The following is a 13,974-nucleotide window of genomic DNA, read 5'->3' on the forward strand; positions in this document are numbered from 1 at the left end:
TATTTTTTAGTATTCATTTTAAGGATTTCCTGTATAATACAATTTGAAAGAAAATCTATGGTTTGACAAGAAACACTCTTTTCGGTTTTGCTCACTGAAGGGAGTGTTTTTTTGTAGCCATAAACTCCTCTGTACTCATTACAGTTGCATATACTCCATTTAAACTAGCCAAAATTGTGTTATGAATATAAACGGCTGGTATAGTAGCATTCTTAAAAGAAAGATCTTTTGTAGCACAAGCATCATGTATAACGGTACATGGAAAGCCGAAATCAAAAGCAGCCCTTACGGTAGCATCAATACACATATGAGTCATCATCCCGCATATGACGACGTGCTCAATGTCTAAACGTTGTAATTGTTCTAGAAGATCAGTTTCGCGAAAACTATTTGGATAATGTTTGAGTATAACGGTTTCTTCTCTAAGTGGACGTACGCTTTCATGAATATGTACACCTTCTGTATTGGGTAGGAAAAAAGTAGCGTCATCTTTTATTGCTACATGTTGGATATGAAAAATAGGTTCGTTTTTCGTTCTAAAGAGTTGTAGCAGCTGACTAGCATATTCGCTTGCTTCTACTGGATTACGCAATTCCATCTTTCCATGTGGAAAATAATCATTTTGAATGTCAACGAGTAAAAGAGCTGTTTTCATATATTTATCTTCCTCCGATTTCATATTCAAATAATGGTATTCAATTTATAGAGAGGATTCTCCTTTTAAAAAATATGAAGGAGGAGAATTTAACATAACTTTAAAAATCATTATTGTATGTGATTTTTTATTTGAAAATTTTAATAGAGAAATAATTAATATTTTTCTAAAAAATGCATTGACTCTTATTATTCTGAGTTCTATAATGAGAATTAATTAAACGACAATTAAATCGATATATTCTTATCCAGAGAGGTGGAGGGACTGGCCCTACGATACCTCAGCAACGGGTTTTTTAATACCGTGCTAACTCCAGCAAGCCTTATAAAAGGCTTGGAAGATGAGAAGATGTGACCGAGTACATATAAGTGCTCTCCTTCTTATCTTTATGGTTGATAAGAAGGAGAGCACTTTTTATTTTACCTCGAAAGCTCTACTTCCAGTTTTTACAGCATATAGGAGGGGAAAAAATGATTTCTTTTAACAACGTAAGTAAAGTATATGAATCAGGTGGGCAATCTGTTCATGCGGTGGAGGATGTAACATTATCAGTTGAGAAGGGCGAAATTTTTGGCATTATCGGTTTTAGTGGCGCTGGAAAGAGTACGTTATTACGCCTAGTAAATATGTTAGAGAGACCAACGGCAGGAACGATTTCAATAGATGATAAAGATATTACATCACTATCGACGAAAGAATTACGGAAGCTAAGACAAAGAATCGGGATGATTTTTCAAAGTTTTAATTTATTTAATTCAAGAACCGTGTTTGGGAATATTGCTTATCCATTAAGGTTAGCGAAAGTACCAAAGAATGAGATAAAAGAAAGAGTAAATGAACTGCTAAAGTTTGTAGGATTAGAAGATAAAGCAAACTATTATCCAGAGCAACTATCAGGCGGACAAAAGCAGCGTGTTGGCATTGCAAGAGCACTTGCAACATCGCCAGACATTCTTATATGTGATGAGGCAACATCTGCTTTAGATCCAGAAACAACGACAGAAATTTTGAACTTATTAAAGAAAGTAAATCGAGAATACAATGTAACAATTCTTCTTATTACACATGAAATGCATGTTGTGAAAGAAGTTTGTCACCGTGTAGCTGTAATGGAGAAGGGAAAGGTTATTGAAGAAGGAAAACTGTTTGATGTTTTCACACAACCAAAAACAAAGACAACTCAAAACTTTGTACGCTCCATTATTAATGATCATTTACCGGAAAGTGTTCTAGGGAAAATTCAAAATGGTGGACAGATTTATCGCTTAACATTTACTGGGGAAGAGACAGGGCAGCCGGTACTATCATATATCGCGAAAAACTATAACGTCGATGTAAACGTACTGTATGGAAATATTATTGAACTTCAAAATGTGCTATTTGGAAATCTACTTGTAGAACTACAAGGTGAGCAGAAAGAAATTCAAAAAGCATTACAACATCTAAGACTGCAAGTGCAGCTGAAGGAGGTAGAAGCTCATGCGAGTTGATTGGAGTATATTTTGGCCCCGCATAGTAGATGCGACGGGGGATACCCTCTTAATGGTAATCGTAACCCTTATATTTGCTACAATCCTCGGTATACCTCTAGGTTTACTATTGTATGTAACGAGGAAAGGAAACTTTTTAGAAAATAAATGGGTCTTTTCTATTCTTAATATCATTATTAATACAATTCGTCCGGTTCCATTCATCATCTTCTTAGTAGCTTTAAGTCCACTAACAAGAAGTGTTATCGGAACGACGATTGGAACAGCAGCAGCAATCTTTCCAATGACGTTAGTTGCGTCAATTGGTATTGCTAGAATGGTTGAAACAAATCTTGTTTCAGTTCCAAAGGGAGTCATTGAAGCAGCTCAAGCGATGGGTGCTTCACCATTTAGAATTGTTTTTGAAATTCTTGTACCAGAAGCGTTAGCGCCATTGATTTTAGGTGTTACGTTTATGACAGTTGGTTTAATTGAATTTTCTGCAGTTGCTGGGCTTGTCGGTGGTGGCGGTCTTGGTGACTTAGCGATGACATATGGTTATCAACGTTTTGATACATCAGTTATGTTCGTAACGGTCGTTTTACTTATTATTCTCGTACAGGTAGCTCAAAATTTAGGAAACTACTTTGCGAAAGTCTTTTTACGCAGATCATAAAAAGGAAGAGGGGAAAAGAAAATGAAGAAAATTTTAGCATTTGCATTATCAGCGATTGTAGGAATTTCAGCGTTAAGCGGCTGCTCAAGTGGAGACACGGGGGCAGGAGCAAAAGAGAAAGTAGTTCGCATTGGTGTAACTGGAACGGATGGAAACGCTTGGGAAATTGTAAAGGGAAAAGCTGAAAAAGAAGGGATTAAAGTTAAACTGATTGAGTTCTCTGATTACACAACGCCAAATAAAGCGTTAGCTGATGGAGATATTGAACTAAACTCATTCCAGCACGTTGCTTTCTTAGAGCAATTTAAAAAAGAGCATAAGTTAGATATTACAGCTGTCGGTACAACACAAATTGCACCAATGGGCTTATACTCTGAAAAATATAAGAAGGCAAATGAAATTCCAGATGGTTCAGAAATCGCGATTCCAAATGATCCAACGAACCAAGCTCGTGCATTAAAACTTCTTGATGCAGCTGGATTATTAAAGCTTAAGAAAGACTTTGGCTTATTCGGAGATCCAAGTGGCATTGCTGAAAATCCGAAGAAGTTAAAAATTACACCGGTTATCGCACAGCAAACACCTCGTGTATTAAAAGATGTTGCAGCTTCAGTTATTAATAACGGTGTTGCTGGTCAAGCTGGATTAGATCCAGCGAAGGATCCAATTTTCTTAGAAGATCCAAAGAATGAAAATGCGAAGCCATATATTAATATTTTCGCAGCTCGTACAAAAGATAAAGATGATCCAACACTGAAAAAAGTAATTGAACTATATCATTCAAAAGAAGTAACAGATGCAATTAAGAAAGAAACAAATGATGGTTCCATTTCAGTAGATCTTTCACTTGAGGAGCTTGAAAAAATCGTAAAATAATTATCGGGTTTAACGATTAACAGTAGGAACCCCTCCGCTGTTAGCTCGTTCAACATATAATCTACTTAACAAACAAAACCCTAATTCTGTACCTTCCAATTCTGTATAACGTAGAATCCAATGTTTGTTAAGTAGAGTGATGGACCAGGAGTTTTCCTGGTCTTTTTTTATGAATGAAAGTAGCTAGCGAATAATAAGGTAATCCAAATTATAAAAGGGTAAGCAAATAAGCTGAAAATGAGTGTAATTATGAATTGTTTTTTATGAATGAGGTGTTTTTCGAATGAAAAAAAGAAAATAGAAAAAATCATAATGAAAACGGCTGATATTACGCCCGGATTATATGAACGATAAATGAAAAACAAAATAATATGTTGAACAGAGTTGAAGAATATCGCCCCCTGTATAAAAATAATCCAGTATATAGAAGACAAGAAGTTTAGTTGATATAGAAAGACGATAAGTAAGACAAAGATTGTTAATACGAAAATCGCAATGAAAAATTGTCGGCTTGTTATAAAATGAATTGAAAATTGATTAGCAAGATATTGTGGCATTTGAAAAGATTCTTCAAGGTTATGAACGAAAAATAATAAAGGAATGATCCAGGGTATAATAGTGGAATGTTTTTTCATCAACTTACATCACTCCAATAAAATATAGAAAGCCTAAAAAAGGCCCTTTATACAGGGATAGTTATTCGATTATGATACTTTTTAAATTATCCTCATGATGCTCTTGTTCTTTCGGATAAGCAGCTAGCTCCTCTTGCAAAATATTTAGTATTTGCTTAGCTGATTGTTGGATTGGGGGAGGTAACTCTTCTAATATATTCATACCGACTTTTATTTTTGTACGAATTACCTTTCTTAGTAGTTCCTCATGCATGTACTACACCTCCAAACCGAATATTTAATACATCTTCTTCGAACTTAGCTCCTTGAATAGACAGGTGTGTTAATGTTTTTGGTAATGTGATGTTCCGTTTCACAGAACCTGAACGAATGATAAGTTCATCACCTTTTTGATTTAATGAAAGTTCACTTTTGTTTGAGAAGGGAATGGAGAGAACAAAAATATACTCATCGCCATCTTTTTTTACATATTGAGTGCGCCCGTTAAATTTCACTTCCGTAGGGGAAGAATCTGATTTAAATAAAGCGTCTCCTACACGCTCTAACATGGACAAACCGACAACTTCTTGTTCAAACATAGGAGCTTCGTAAATAGGAAGCGGCTGAAAACTATTTTGAATTAATGTTTTATATTTTTTTTGAGTATCTTTCCATGCTTGAAAATAAGGATCGGTGACAGTGTTAGGGATGACACGGTTAATCATAATGGCATCTACGTTATAATCGTATAAATTTAAATACGTAAAGCTACGCTGAGCTTCTTTAATGACCATTTTTTCGGGATTTACAACGATGCGGATACTTGTTATTTCTCGATTTGATAAAATATCTCTCATTTCTCCGAGCTGTTCAAGTGTATTCGTTAATTCGTCCATAATATCATCGGTTGGAAGGGGGACACCAAGAAGTGGTTGAGCTACAGGACGAACAACTTTTAAAACTTTTCTTTTAATAGGAAAGAGTTTTTCCATCCACCAGCCGAGCATGTCTGGAAAGCTGAGCATTGCTAATGTTTCTCCTGTTGGAGCACAATCAATGATAATAACATCATATGTGTTTTGTTTATAATAATCGAGTACGCGAAGTAAGCTAATTAAATCTTCCATACCAGGAAACATCGTTAATTCTTCTGTTGTAATATCATCAGCTGCTTTGGAGGTGAAGAGTAGCGTAATATATTTCTGTAATTTCCCCCAGCCTTTTTCCATCTCATAAATCGTATTAATTTCTTGTGCCCACAAATTTTCACGAATTTCTAATGGCTCAGAAGATAGCTTTATACCAAATGAATCTCCTAAACTATGAGCAGGATCTGTACTCATTACTAATGTTTTTAATCCTTGTTTTGCGCTTTGAAGTGCTGTTGCTGCTGAAATGCTAGTTTTTCCTACGCCGCCTTTACCTGTATACAAAATAATTCTCATTATTCTATCCCCTTTGTTTCGAGTATCGAATATTACGAATGCCGAAATAAAATGTTGAATAAAAACCCAACTAGGGTTTTATTCAATCGGAATGTTTTTCATTTTAGGTGTAGAAACCTTTTCTTCTGTTTTTTGCTGTGACGTAGCGATGTGATTCATGATCTTTTGGAAGATTTGTAGTAAGAATGCCTTTTCTTCTTCTGATAATGCTTCTGTCACTAGGTTAAAGTAATGGGCTGCATTTTGTTTTACTTCTTGGACGAGCGTTACGCCGTTTTCTGTTAAACGAATTAATACAATGCGTCGGTCGTTTTCATCACGGTACCTTTCAATATATCCCTTTTTTACGAGGCGATTTACAACACCTGTCGTTGTACTCATCGGTATATCAAGAAGGTCAGCAATTTTTGTCATTGTAATATCTGTATTTCGCTCCATCCAAAGTAAACAAAATACTTCTGTTTTAGAAAGTGTTAAATCTAGGCTTACCCATTCTTCAGGATAAAAAAGTTTCTTGGCGTTATCAAGCAGTAAGTCTAAAAAATGTTCATATTGCAACAATTATTTCCACTCCCGTATATTTCGAGGTTCGTAATATTTGTTTTTATTTTATGCAGAATTGAAATAAATGTCAATAGTTTTGATTGTTTTTTCAGATTAGACAGAAAACTAACTTTGAAATGGTAGATTTATAAATATAAAACTAGAATTTACATAAAAATCCATCATGGTAAATATACTTATCTATAATGGATGCACAGCTAACGAGGGGGAGAACGATGAGAAGACGTAATACGCAAGCGTTCACGTTTTTAGCATGGACTTCATTTGTTTGCGCGCTTTCAGGTATGCTAATTGGAATTTATACGTTAGATGAAACGCTTAGTGTAAAAGGATATTATTTAATTGGAACATTATTTTTAACGATGTCTTGTTTTGTATTACAAAAAACAATTCGTGATAATGAAGAAGATAACGAGAGATTTCCGAAAAATAAACCGTTAGATAAAGAGTAAATCGTAAAGAAAGGCATTCGCCTTTCTTTTTTTATGTAAAAATGCAGTAAGTGCCGTGTGTTGACTTGCTTGAAGTACTGAAAATTTGGTATCATCAATAGTATTGTAGATTGAACGATATATTATGGAGGTGGCCTAGCCGTGTCAAGAATTTCCGTTGAGAATGTAAAGCACGTAGCACATTTAGCACGTCTTGCAATTACTGATCAAGAAGCTGAAAAATTTCAAAAACAACTAGATGCAATTGTTACATTTGCAGAACAGTTAAATGAATTAGATACAACTGATGTAAAACCAACCACTCATGTATTAACTATGAAAAATGTTATGCGTGAAGATGTACCAGAAAAAGGTTTACCAATCGAAGAAGTATTAAAAAATGCACCGGATCACAAAGATAATCAAATCCGTGTTCCAGCAGTATTAGAATAGAGGAGGGGAATTTCGATGTCATTATTTGATCATTCCGTATCAGAGTTACATAAGAAGTTAAACAACAAAGAAATTTCCGTTACGGATTTAGTAGAAGAATCTTACAAACGTATTGCGGATGTTGAAGATAACGTAAAAGCTTTTCTTACATTAGATGAAGAAAACGCACGCGCGAAAGCGAAAGAATTAGACGCAAAAATTGGTGCTGAAGATAATGGTTTATTATTCGGTATGCCAATTGGTGTAAAAGATAACATTGTAACTAACGGTCTTCGTACAACTTGTGCGAGCAAAATGTTAGCAAACTTTGATCCAATTTATGATGCAACAGTTGTGCAAAAGCTAAAAGCTGCTGACACAGTTACAATCGGTAAGTTAAATATGGACGAGTTCGCAATGGGTTCTTCAAATGAAAACTCAGGTTTCTACGCTACGAAAAATCCATGGAACTTAGATTACGTTCCAGGCGGATCTAGTGGTGGTTCTGCAGCAGCTGTAGCAGCAGGAGAAGTATTATTCTCTCTAGGTTCTGATACGGGTGGTTCTATCCGTCAGCCAGCTGCATATTGCGGCGTTGTAGGTTTAAAACCAACTTACGGACGCGTATCTCGTTACGGATTAGTAGCATTCGCATCTTCACTTGACCAAATCGGACCGATTACACGTACAGTAGAAGATAATGCATACTTATTACAAGCTATTTCAGGTATTGACCGTATGGATGCAACTTCTGCTAACGTTGAAGTAGGAAACTACTTAGCTGGTTTAACAGGCGACGTTAAAGGTTTACGCATTGCTGTACCGAAAGAATACTTAGGAGAAGGTGTTGGCGAAGAAGCTCGTGAGTCAGTACTAGCTGCTTTAAAAGTATTAGAAGGTATGGGCGCAACTTGGGAGGAAGTATCTCTTCCGCACTCTAAATACGCTCTAGCAACGTATTACTTATTATCTTCTTCGGAAGCATCTGCTAACCTTTCACGCTTTGATGGCGTACGTTACGGTGTTCGTTCTGATAATGTAAATAATTTATTAGACCTTTACAAAAACACACGTAGCGAAGGTTTTGGTGATGAAGTAAAACGTCGTATTATGCTTGGTACATTTGCACTTAGCTCTGGTTACTATGATGCATACTACAAGAAAGCACAACAAGTACGTACATTAATTAAAAACGACTTTGAAAATGTATTTGCTAACTACGATGTTATTATTGGACCAACAACGCCAACTCCGGCATTTAAAGTGGGCGAAAAAGTTGATGATCCAATGACAATGTATGCAAATGACATTTTAACAATCCCAGTAAACTTAGCGGGTGTTCCAGCGATTTCTGTTCCATGTGGATTCGGTGCTAACAACATGCCACTTGGTCTACAAATCATTGGTAAACACTTCGATGAAGCGACAATTTACCGCGTTGCACATGCGTTTGAGCAAGCAACAGACTATCATACAAAAAAAGCAAGTCTGTAAGGAGGCGAGCATAGATGAATTTAGAAACAATTATTGGTTTAGAGGTTCACGTTGAGTTAAAAACAAATTCGAAAATTTTCTCTGCGAGTCCAACAGAATTCGGAGCGGAGCCAAATACACAAACAAGTGTAATTGACTTAGGATACCCAGGGGTACTTCCTACTTTAAATAAAGAAGCAGTTAACTTTGCAATGAAAGCTGCAATGGCATTAAACTGTGAAATCGCAACGGAAACGAAGTTCGACCGTAAAAACTATTTCTACCCAGATAATCCGAAAGCTTACCAAATTTCTCAATTCGATAAGCCAATTGGTGAAAATGGTTGGATTGAAATTGAAGTAGACGGTAAAAAGAAACGTATCGGTATTACACGTCTTCATTTAGAAGAAGATGCTGGTAAATCAACGCATACAGCTGATGGTTCATTAGTAGACTACAACCGTCAAGGTATGCCTTTAATCGAGATCGTATCTGAGCCAGATATGCGTACGCCAGAAGAAGCATATGCATACTTAGAGAAGTTAAAATCAATCATTCAATACACTGGCGTATCTGATTGTAAGATGGAAGAAGGTTCCTTGCGTTGTGATGCGAACATTTCCCTTCGTCCAGTTGGACAAGAGAAGTTCGGTACGAAAGCGGAACTGAAAAACTTAAACTCATTCACTTACGTACAAAAAGGTCTTGAGCACGAGCAAGTGCGCCAAGAGAAAGAATTGTTATCTGGTGGTATCATCCAACAAGAAACACGTCGTTATGATGAAGCAACGAAGAAAACAATCTTAATGCGTGTGAAAGAGGGATCTGACGATTACCGTTACTTCCCAGAGCCAGACTTAGTTGAACTTTACATTGATGATGAGTGGAAAGAAGAAATTCGTGCTTCGATTCCAGAACTTCCAGATGCACGTAAAGCTCGCTACGTTGCAGAAATTGGCTTGCCAGCTTATGATGCACACGTATTAACATTAACGAAAGAGATGTCTGATTTCTTTGAAGCAGCAATTGAAGATGGAGCAGATGCGAAACTAACATCAAACTGGTTAATGGGTGAAGTGCTTGCATACTTAAACAAGCAACAAAAAGAATTAAAAGACGTTGCATTAACGCCTGCTGGTTTATCTAAAATGGTTCAATTAATTGAAAAAGGTACAATTTCTTCTAAAATCGCGAAGAAAGTATTTAACGAATTAATTGAAAAAGGTGGAGACCCAGAAGAAATCGTTAAAGCGAAAGGTCTTGTTCAAATTTCTGACGAAGGCACACTTCGTAAAGTTGTAACAGAAATTCTTGATAATAATGAGCAATCTATCGAAGACTTTAAAAACGGTAAAGACCGTGCAATTGGCTTCTTAGTTGGTCAAATTATGAAAGCTACAAAAGGACAAGCAAATCCACCGCTTGTTAACAAAATCTTACTTGAAGAGATTAATAAGCGATAATAGTAATAACTTGTAAAGATTAAGCAGAAAAACACCCGTACATGGGTGTTTTTCTAGGTTAATCAAACGTTTGTTTAAATGAGAGAGAATCGTTTAAACAAACGTTTGATTAACTGTCAAAAGTGTAAAAATGTTTGTATAGCAACTATGGTATGATAGTTGCAAAAAGGTGGGAATAATGATAAATCTAGACATAGAGGTTTTTTTTTCATCTCATGAAATAATAGATAATTATTATTCGTTATATGTAAATTGTTGTGAGGAAATAGACGGACATAAATTTTTTGTCAAATAAAACAAAACCATTGAAATGAATATTTATTTTTGATGGACTACACGAATCGGGTTCTTACTGCCTGTTTGAGCGAGATAAAAGAAGGATAGGAAGATGAGAGGAGGTAGGCATGGGAATACTGAATAGAAGTTCGGTATGTTCTTTTTCAATATATAAAGAAATTTCCTGTGCTAATAAATGATGAAGCGAGCAAGAATTATTTATAATCCTACTTCTGGGCGTGAGCTATTTAAGAAGAGCTTACCGGAAGTATTACAAAAATTAGAACAAGCTGGATATGAAGCGTCTTGTCATGCGACAACTGGTCCTGGAGATGCGACTGTGGCAGCGAGGCAAGCTGCGGATCGTAAGTTTGATGTTGTTATCGCAGCTGGTGGTGATGGTACATTAAATGAAGTGGTGAACGGCTTAGTAGGACATGAACATCGTCCGAAGTTTGGAATTATTCCAGTTGGAACGACAAATGATTTTGCGCGTGCGATCGGTGTACCTCGTGCTATTGAAGAGGCTGCGGATATTATTTGTGAAGGGAAAACAGTTCCGTTAGATCTTGGTAGAGCGAATGATACATATTTCATTAATATCGCTGGTGGCGGCCGTATTACAGAATTAACATATGAAGTGCCAAGCAAGCTAAAGACGGTATTAGGCCAACTTGCTTACTATTTAAAAGGAATCGAAATGTTACCGTCATTACATCCAACATATGTTGAAATTGAGTATGATGGGAAATTACTACAAGAAGAAATTACGATGTTTTTAATTACGAATACTCGTTCAGTGGGCGGCTTTGAAAAGGTAGCACCATATGCATCGATTAACGATGGATTATTTGATTTATTAGTACTGAAAAAAGGTTCTATTGCTGACTTAATTAAAGCAGCAACACAAGCGCAGCGTGGTGAACATATTAACAATCCAAAAGTACTATACACACAAGCAAATCGAATTAAAGTGCATTCACCAGATAAACTAATGATTAACTTAGACGGTGAATACGGTGGAGATGCACCGATGGAATTCGAAAATATATATCATTGTCTTGAACTATTTGTTCCTGAACAACAAGAGGGTGCCCTGTAAAGGCATCCTTTTTATTATATAGAGGAATTGTAAATTGGAAGTTAGTTTGATTTTTATGGTATTTTTACAATTCGTTTATTTTATATCCATACTTTATTGATACACTGGAGGAGATAAGAAACGAGAGGTAGGATGCTATGGAGAAGGTAAAGGCAATACTATTTGATAAAGATGGGACATTAATGGATTTTCATTCAATTTGGATAAAAGTAGCTGAAGAGCTTGTCGCTGAATGTATAAAATTATATCAACTCCCACAGTCAATGCAGCAGGCTTTATTAAAAGAAATCGGTGTGGATGGGGCATTTGTTCATCCTCGTAGTGCAATAGCTGCTGGAACAAGCCTCGATGTAGCAAAGGGGCTTTGTAAGTATATTACGTCATCTAAGGAAGAGGAGATGCATGAGTGGGTAAGTGAAAAGTTATTTTCTCTTATGTACGAGCATCGTTCCTATATGAAAATGACTGCGGATTTACCGAGAATTTTACAAACTTTAAAGGATAAAGGGTTTATTTTAGGTGTTGTTACAGCTGATGATTTCGCACCGACAGAATTATTTTTAAAACAGTATCAATTAGATTCTTTTTTTGATTATGTTGTAGCTTCAGATACGTTTCCAGCACAAAAACCAGATAAAAGAATTGTAGAATCGTTTTGTGAAAGATTTCATTTAGAGGCGTGTGAAGTAGCGGTCGTTGGAGATACACCAACTGATTTATATTTAGCGAAAAATGGCGGCGATTGCTATGCAATTGGAGTACTGTCTGGAACAGGAGATCGTCAAACGTTAGAACCACTTGCGGATTTAGTAGTACAATCTGTTGGGGATTTTATTTCTCATTCAGGTGAGTTTATTTGGGAACAAGGAAAGTCTAATGTGTAAGAAAAATAAGTCTATAGGGACTCTTAATGAGTCTCTATAGACTTATTTTTTATGTTGAAATAGAAGGCATGTAGGATGAATGCTGGAAAAGAATGTTGGCATACATTTTGCAATGAAAAGAGAAAACAATGTAAAGAAAAGGATGGGGTACGTAATGAACACAAAAAAATTTGCTAAAGTAAATGAACAAATTCCTGGACCGAAAGCAGCGTCTTTATTAGAACGCCGCCAAAATATAGTACCAAAAGGAGTAAGTAACGGCATCCCAACGTTTGTACAATCTGCAAATGGTTCTCTTGTAACAGATGTTGATGGCAATCAGTACATTGATTTCGCGGGAGCAATCGGAACAATTAACGTAGGACATTGTCATCCAGCTGTTAAAGAAGCGCTCCATAAACAAGTAGATCAATACATTCATACTGGATTTAATGTCATGATGTATGAGCCATATATTGAATTAGCAGAAAAACTTGCGGCATTAGCACCAGGAAGTTTTGATAAGCAAGTACTATTTTTAAATAGTGGTGCAGAAGCGGTTGAAAACGCAGTGAAAATCGCTCGTAAATATACAAAAAGACCTGGTATTATTGCATTTTCTAAAGGATTCCATGGGCGTACATTAATGACAATGACGATGACAAGTAAAGTAAAGCCATATAAATTTGGATTTGGCCCATTCGCTCCAGAAGTATATAAAGCGCCGTTTCCGTACGAATATCGCCGTCCAGGAGGATTAACGGAAGAGCAGTACGATGACTTTATTATTGAAGAGTTTAAGAATTTCTTCATATCAGAAGTAGCACCAGAAACAATTGCAGCCGTTGTAATGGAACCTGTTCAAGGGGAAGGCGGATTTATCGTTCCAAGTAAGAAGTTTGTGCAAGAAGTACGCAATATTTGTTCAGAACACGGCATCTTATTTGTAGCTGATGAAATTCAAACAGGATTTAGCCGTACAGGAAAATACTTTGCCATTGATCATTATGATGTCGTTCCAGATTTAATTACGGTATCTAAATCATTAGGGGCTGGTGTACCAATTAGTGGCGTTATTGGGCGCAAGGAAATTATGAATGAGTCTGCGCCAGGAGAGCTGGGTGGAACGTATGCAGGAAGCCCACTAGGATGTGCAGCGGCATTAGCAGTGCTTGATGTAATAGAAAAAGAGAATTTAAATGATAGAGCGATAGAATTAGGAAAAGTTGTAATGAATCGATTCGAAGAGATGAAAAATAAATATAATTGCATCGGTGATGTGCGTGGTTTAGGAGCAATGTGTGCATTCGAGCTTGTTCAAGATCGGAAGACGAAAGCACCTGATAAAACGTTAACAGCTAATTTGTGCGCAGAGGCAAATAAACGCGGATTACTCCTACTATCAGCAGGGACATACGGTAATGTTATTCGTGTATTAATGCCATTAGTTATTACAGATGAGCAACTCGAAGAAGGATTAACAATAATTGAAGAATCATTGCAAGTCTGTTATGAGAAAGCAAATACTGCTCGTGTTTAAAAGCTAAATAATAAATCGCAAACATTCTAGCTAACTCTATATAAAATGCAGAAAATTCACTTTATAATAAAGGTAGTGAAGTGAATCGATGGATT

The 13,974-nt window shown here is 36.2% G+C and carries 15 protein-coding genes and 1 riboswitch; of the genes, 10 read left to right on the forward strand and 5 right to left on the reverse strand.

What is annotated here, in order from left to right; genetic code table 11:
* Positions 1 to 91: 91 nt before the first annotated feature.
* On the reverse strand, positions 92 to 655 hold the full coding sequence (locus tag QCI41_RS19725; RefSeq protein WP_353836884.1) for a cysteine hydrolase family protein: 564 nt from the start codon (positions 653 to 655) through the stop codon (positions 92 to 94).
* Positions 656 to 895: 240 nt separating this feature from the next.
* A riboswitch (SAM riboswitch) is annotated at positions 896 to 1,002 on the forward strand.
* A gap of 123 nt (positions 1,003 to 1,125) precedes the next feature.
* Here QCI41_RS19725 and QCI41_RS19730 point away from each other — a divergent pair.
* Genes QCI41_RS19730 through QCI41_RS19740 form a run of 3 tightly spaced genes read left to right on the forward strand, consistent with a single transcriptional unit; the run spans position 1,126 to position 3,676 of the window.
* On the forward strand, positions 1,126 to 2,145 hold the full coding sequence (locus QCI41_RS19730) for a methionine ABC transporter ATP-binding protein (protein ID WP_353836883.1): 1,020 nt from the start codon (positions 1,126 to 1,128) through the stop codon (positions 2,143 to 2,145).
* Positions 2,135 to 2,800: a methionine ABC transporter permease gene (locus tag QCI41_RS19735; protein ID WP_001261880.1), complete on the forward strand. Its 666-nt coding sequence runs from the start codon at positions 2,135 to 2,137 to the stop codon at positions 2,798 to 2,800. The genes QCI41_RS19730 and QCI41_RS19735 overlap by 11 nt, the downstream gene beginning before the upstream one ends.
* 21 nt (positions 2,801 to 2,821) lie before the next feature.
* Positions 2,822 to 3,676 carry a MetQ/NlpA family ABC transporter substrate-binding protein gene (locus QCI41_RS19740; protein WP_000721583.1) on the forward strand — a complete coding sequence of 285 codons (855 nt, stop codon included), beginning with the start codon at positions 2,822 to 2,824 and terminating at the stop codon, positions 3,674 to 3,676.
* A gap of 167 nt (positions 3,677 to 3,843) precedes the next feature.
* Here QCI41_RS19740 and QCI41_RS19745 read toward each other — a convergent pair whose 3' ends face one another.
* From QCI41_RS19745 to QCI41_RS19760, 4 genes are all read right to left on the reverse strand, one after another.
* Positions 3,844 to 4,311 carry an HXXEE domain-containing protein gene (locus QCI41_RS19745; RefSeq protein WP_046958899.1) on the reverse strand — a complete coding sequence of 156 codons (468 nt, stop codon included), beginning with the start codon at positions 4,309 to 4,311 and terminating at the stop codon, positions 3,844 to 3,846.
* Positions 4,312 to 4,372: 61 nt separating this feature from the next.
* Positions 4,373 to 4,564 (reverse strand): DUF3926 domain-containing protein, encoded by a 192-nt coding sequence (locus tag QCI41_RS19750; RefSeq protein WP_088080310.1) that lies wholly within the window; start codon positions 4,562 to 4,564, stop codon positions 4,373 to 4,375.
* Positions 4,557 to 5,738: an ArsA family ATPase gene (locus QCI41_RS19755; RefSeq protein WP_079998319.1), complete on the reverse strand. Its 1,182-nt coding sequence runs from the start codon at positions 5,736 to 5,738 to the stop codon at positions 4,557 to 4,559. Before QCI41_RS19755 ends, QCI41_RS19750 begins: the two co-directional genes overlap by 8 nt.
* Positions 5,739 to 5,813: 75 nt before the next feature.
* Positions 5,814 to 6,296 carry a MarR family winged helix-turn-helix transcriptional regulator gene (locus QCI41_RS19760; protein WP_000942488.1) on the reverse strand — a complete coding sequence of 161 codons (483 nt, stop codon included), beginning with the start codon at positions 6,294 to 6,296 and terminating at the stop codon, positions 5,814 to 5,816.
* Positions 6,297 to 6,514: 218 nt separating this feature from the next.
* On the opposite strand from QCI41_RS19760, the gene QCI41_RS19765 reads away from it, so the two are divergent.
* From QCI41_RS19765 to gabT, 7 genes are all read left to right on the forward strand, one after another.
* Positions 6,515 to 6,751: a YiaA/YiaB family inner membrane protein gene (locus tag QCI41_RS19765; protein ID WP_001254393.1), complete on the forward strand. Its 237-nt coding sequence runs from the start codon at positions 6,515 to 6,517 to the stop codon at positions 6,749 to 6,751.
* A 141-nt stretch (positions 6,752 to 6,892) separates the two neighbouring features.
* Entirely contained in the window at positions 6,893 to 7,183 is a 291-nt protein-coding gene (gene gatC, locus QCI41_RS19770) for an Asp-tRNA(Asn)/Glu-tRNA(Gln) amidotransferase subunit GatC (protein ID WP_353836882.1), read from the forward strand.
* Positions 7,184 to 7,198: 15 nt separating this feature from the next.
* Positions 7,199 to 8,656 (forward strand): Asp-tRNA(Asn)/Glu-tRNA(Gln) amidotransferase subunit GatA, encoded by a 1,458-nt coding sequence (gene gatA / locus QCI41_RS19775; protein WP_000051449.1) that lies wholly within the window; start codon positions 7,199 to 7,201, stop codon positions 8,654 to 8,656.
* Positions 8,657 to 8,670: 14 nt separating this feature from the next.
* Positions 8,671 to 10,098, forward strand: coding sequence for an Asp-tRNA(Asn)/Glu-tRNA(Gln) amidotransferase subunit GatB (gatB, locus tag QCI41_RS19780; RefSeq protein ID WP_001047688.1), 1,428 nt, complete (start codon positions 8,671 to 8,673; stop codon positions 10,096 to 10,098).
* Positions 10,099 to 10,570: 472 nt separating this feature from the next.
* Positions 10,571 to 11,476, forward strand: coding sequence for a diacylglycerol kinase (locus QCI41_RS19785; RefSeq protein ID WP_000977670.1), 906 nt, complete (start codon positions 10,571 to 10,573; stop codon positions 11,474 to 11,476).
* Positions 11,477 to 11,613: 137 nt separating this feature from the next.
* Entirely contained in the window at positions 11,614 to 12,360 is a 747-nt protein-coding gene (locus tag QCI41_RS19790) for an HAD family hydrolase (protein WP_353836881.1), read from the forward strand.
* A 154-nt stretch (positions 12,361 to 12,514) separates the two neighbouring features.
* On the forward strand, positions 12,515 to 13,879 hold the full coding sequence (gene gabT / locus QCI41_RS19795; protein WP_353836880.1) for a 4-aminobutyrate--2-oxoglutarate transaminase: 1,365 nt from the start codon (positions 12,515 to 12,517) through the stop codon (positions 13,877 to 13,879).
* The last annotated feature ends 95 nt before the right edge of the window (positions 13,880 to 13,974 follow it).

Source organism: Bacillus cereus group sp. MG4, assembly GCF_040460055.1.
In the GTDB taxonomy this organism is placed as follows: domain Bacteria; phylum Bacillota; class Bacilli; order Bacillales; family Bacillaceae_G; genus Bacillus_A; species Bacillus_A wiedmannii.

Bases quoted from the DNA above. Each gene is read 5' to 3' on its own strand.
- QCI41_RS19725 (WP_353836884.1), bottom strand. From the start codon at position 655: ATGAAAACAGCTCTTTTACTCGTTGACATTCAAAATGATTATTTTCCA.
- QCI41_RS19730 (WP_353836883.1), top strand. From the start codon at position 1,126: ATGATTTCTTTTAACAACGTAAGTAAAGTATATGAATCAGGTGGGCAA.
- QCI41_RS19735 (WP_001261880.1), top strand. From the start codon at position 2,135: ATGCGAGTTGATTGGAGTATATTTTGGCCCCGCATAGTAGATGCGACG.
- QCI41_RS19740 (WP_000721583.1), top strand. From the start codon at position 2,822: ATGAAGAAAATTTTAGCATTTGCATTATCAGCGATTGTAGGAATTTCA.
- QCI41_RS19745 (WP_046958899.1), bottom strand. From the start codon at position 4,311: ATGAAAAAACATTCCACTATTATACCCTGGATCATTCCTTTATTATTT.
- QCI41_RS19750 (WP_088080310.1), bottom strand. From the start codon at position 4,564: ATGCATGAGGAACTACTAAGAAAGGTAATTCGTACAAAAATAAAAGTC.
- QCI41_RS19765 (WP_001254393.1), top strand. From the start codon at position 6,515: ATGAGAAGACGTAATACGCAAGCGTTCACGTTTTTAGCATGGACTTCA.
- gatA (WP_000051449.1), top strand. From the start codon at position 7,199: ATGTCATTATTTGATCATTCCGTATCAGAGTTACATAAGAAGTTAAAC.
- gatB (WP_001047688.1), top strand. From the start codon at position 8,671: ATGAATTTAGAAACAATTATTGGTTTAGAGGTTCACGTTGAGTTAAAA.
- QCI41_RS19785 (WP_000977670.1), top strand. From the start codon at position 10,571: ATGATGAAGCGAGCAAGAATTATTTATAATCCTACTTCTGGGCGTGAG.
- QCI41_RS19790 (WP_353836881.1), top strand. From the start codon at position 11,614: ATGGAGAAGGTAAAGGCAATACTATTTGATAAAGATGGGACATTAATG.
- gabT (WP_353836880.1), top strand. From the start codon at position 12,515: ATGAACACAAAAAAATTTGCTAAAGTAAATGAACAAATTCCTGGACCG.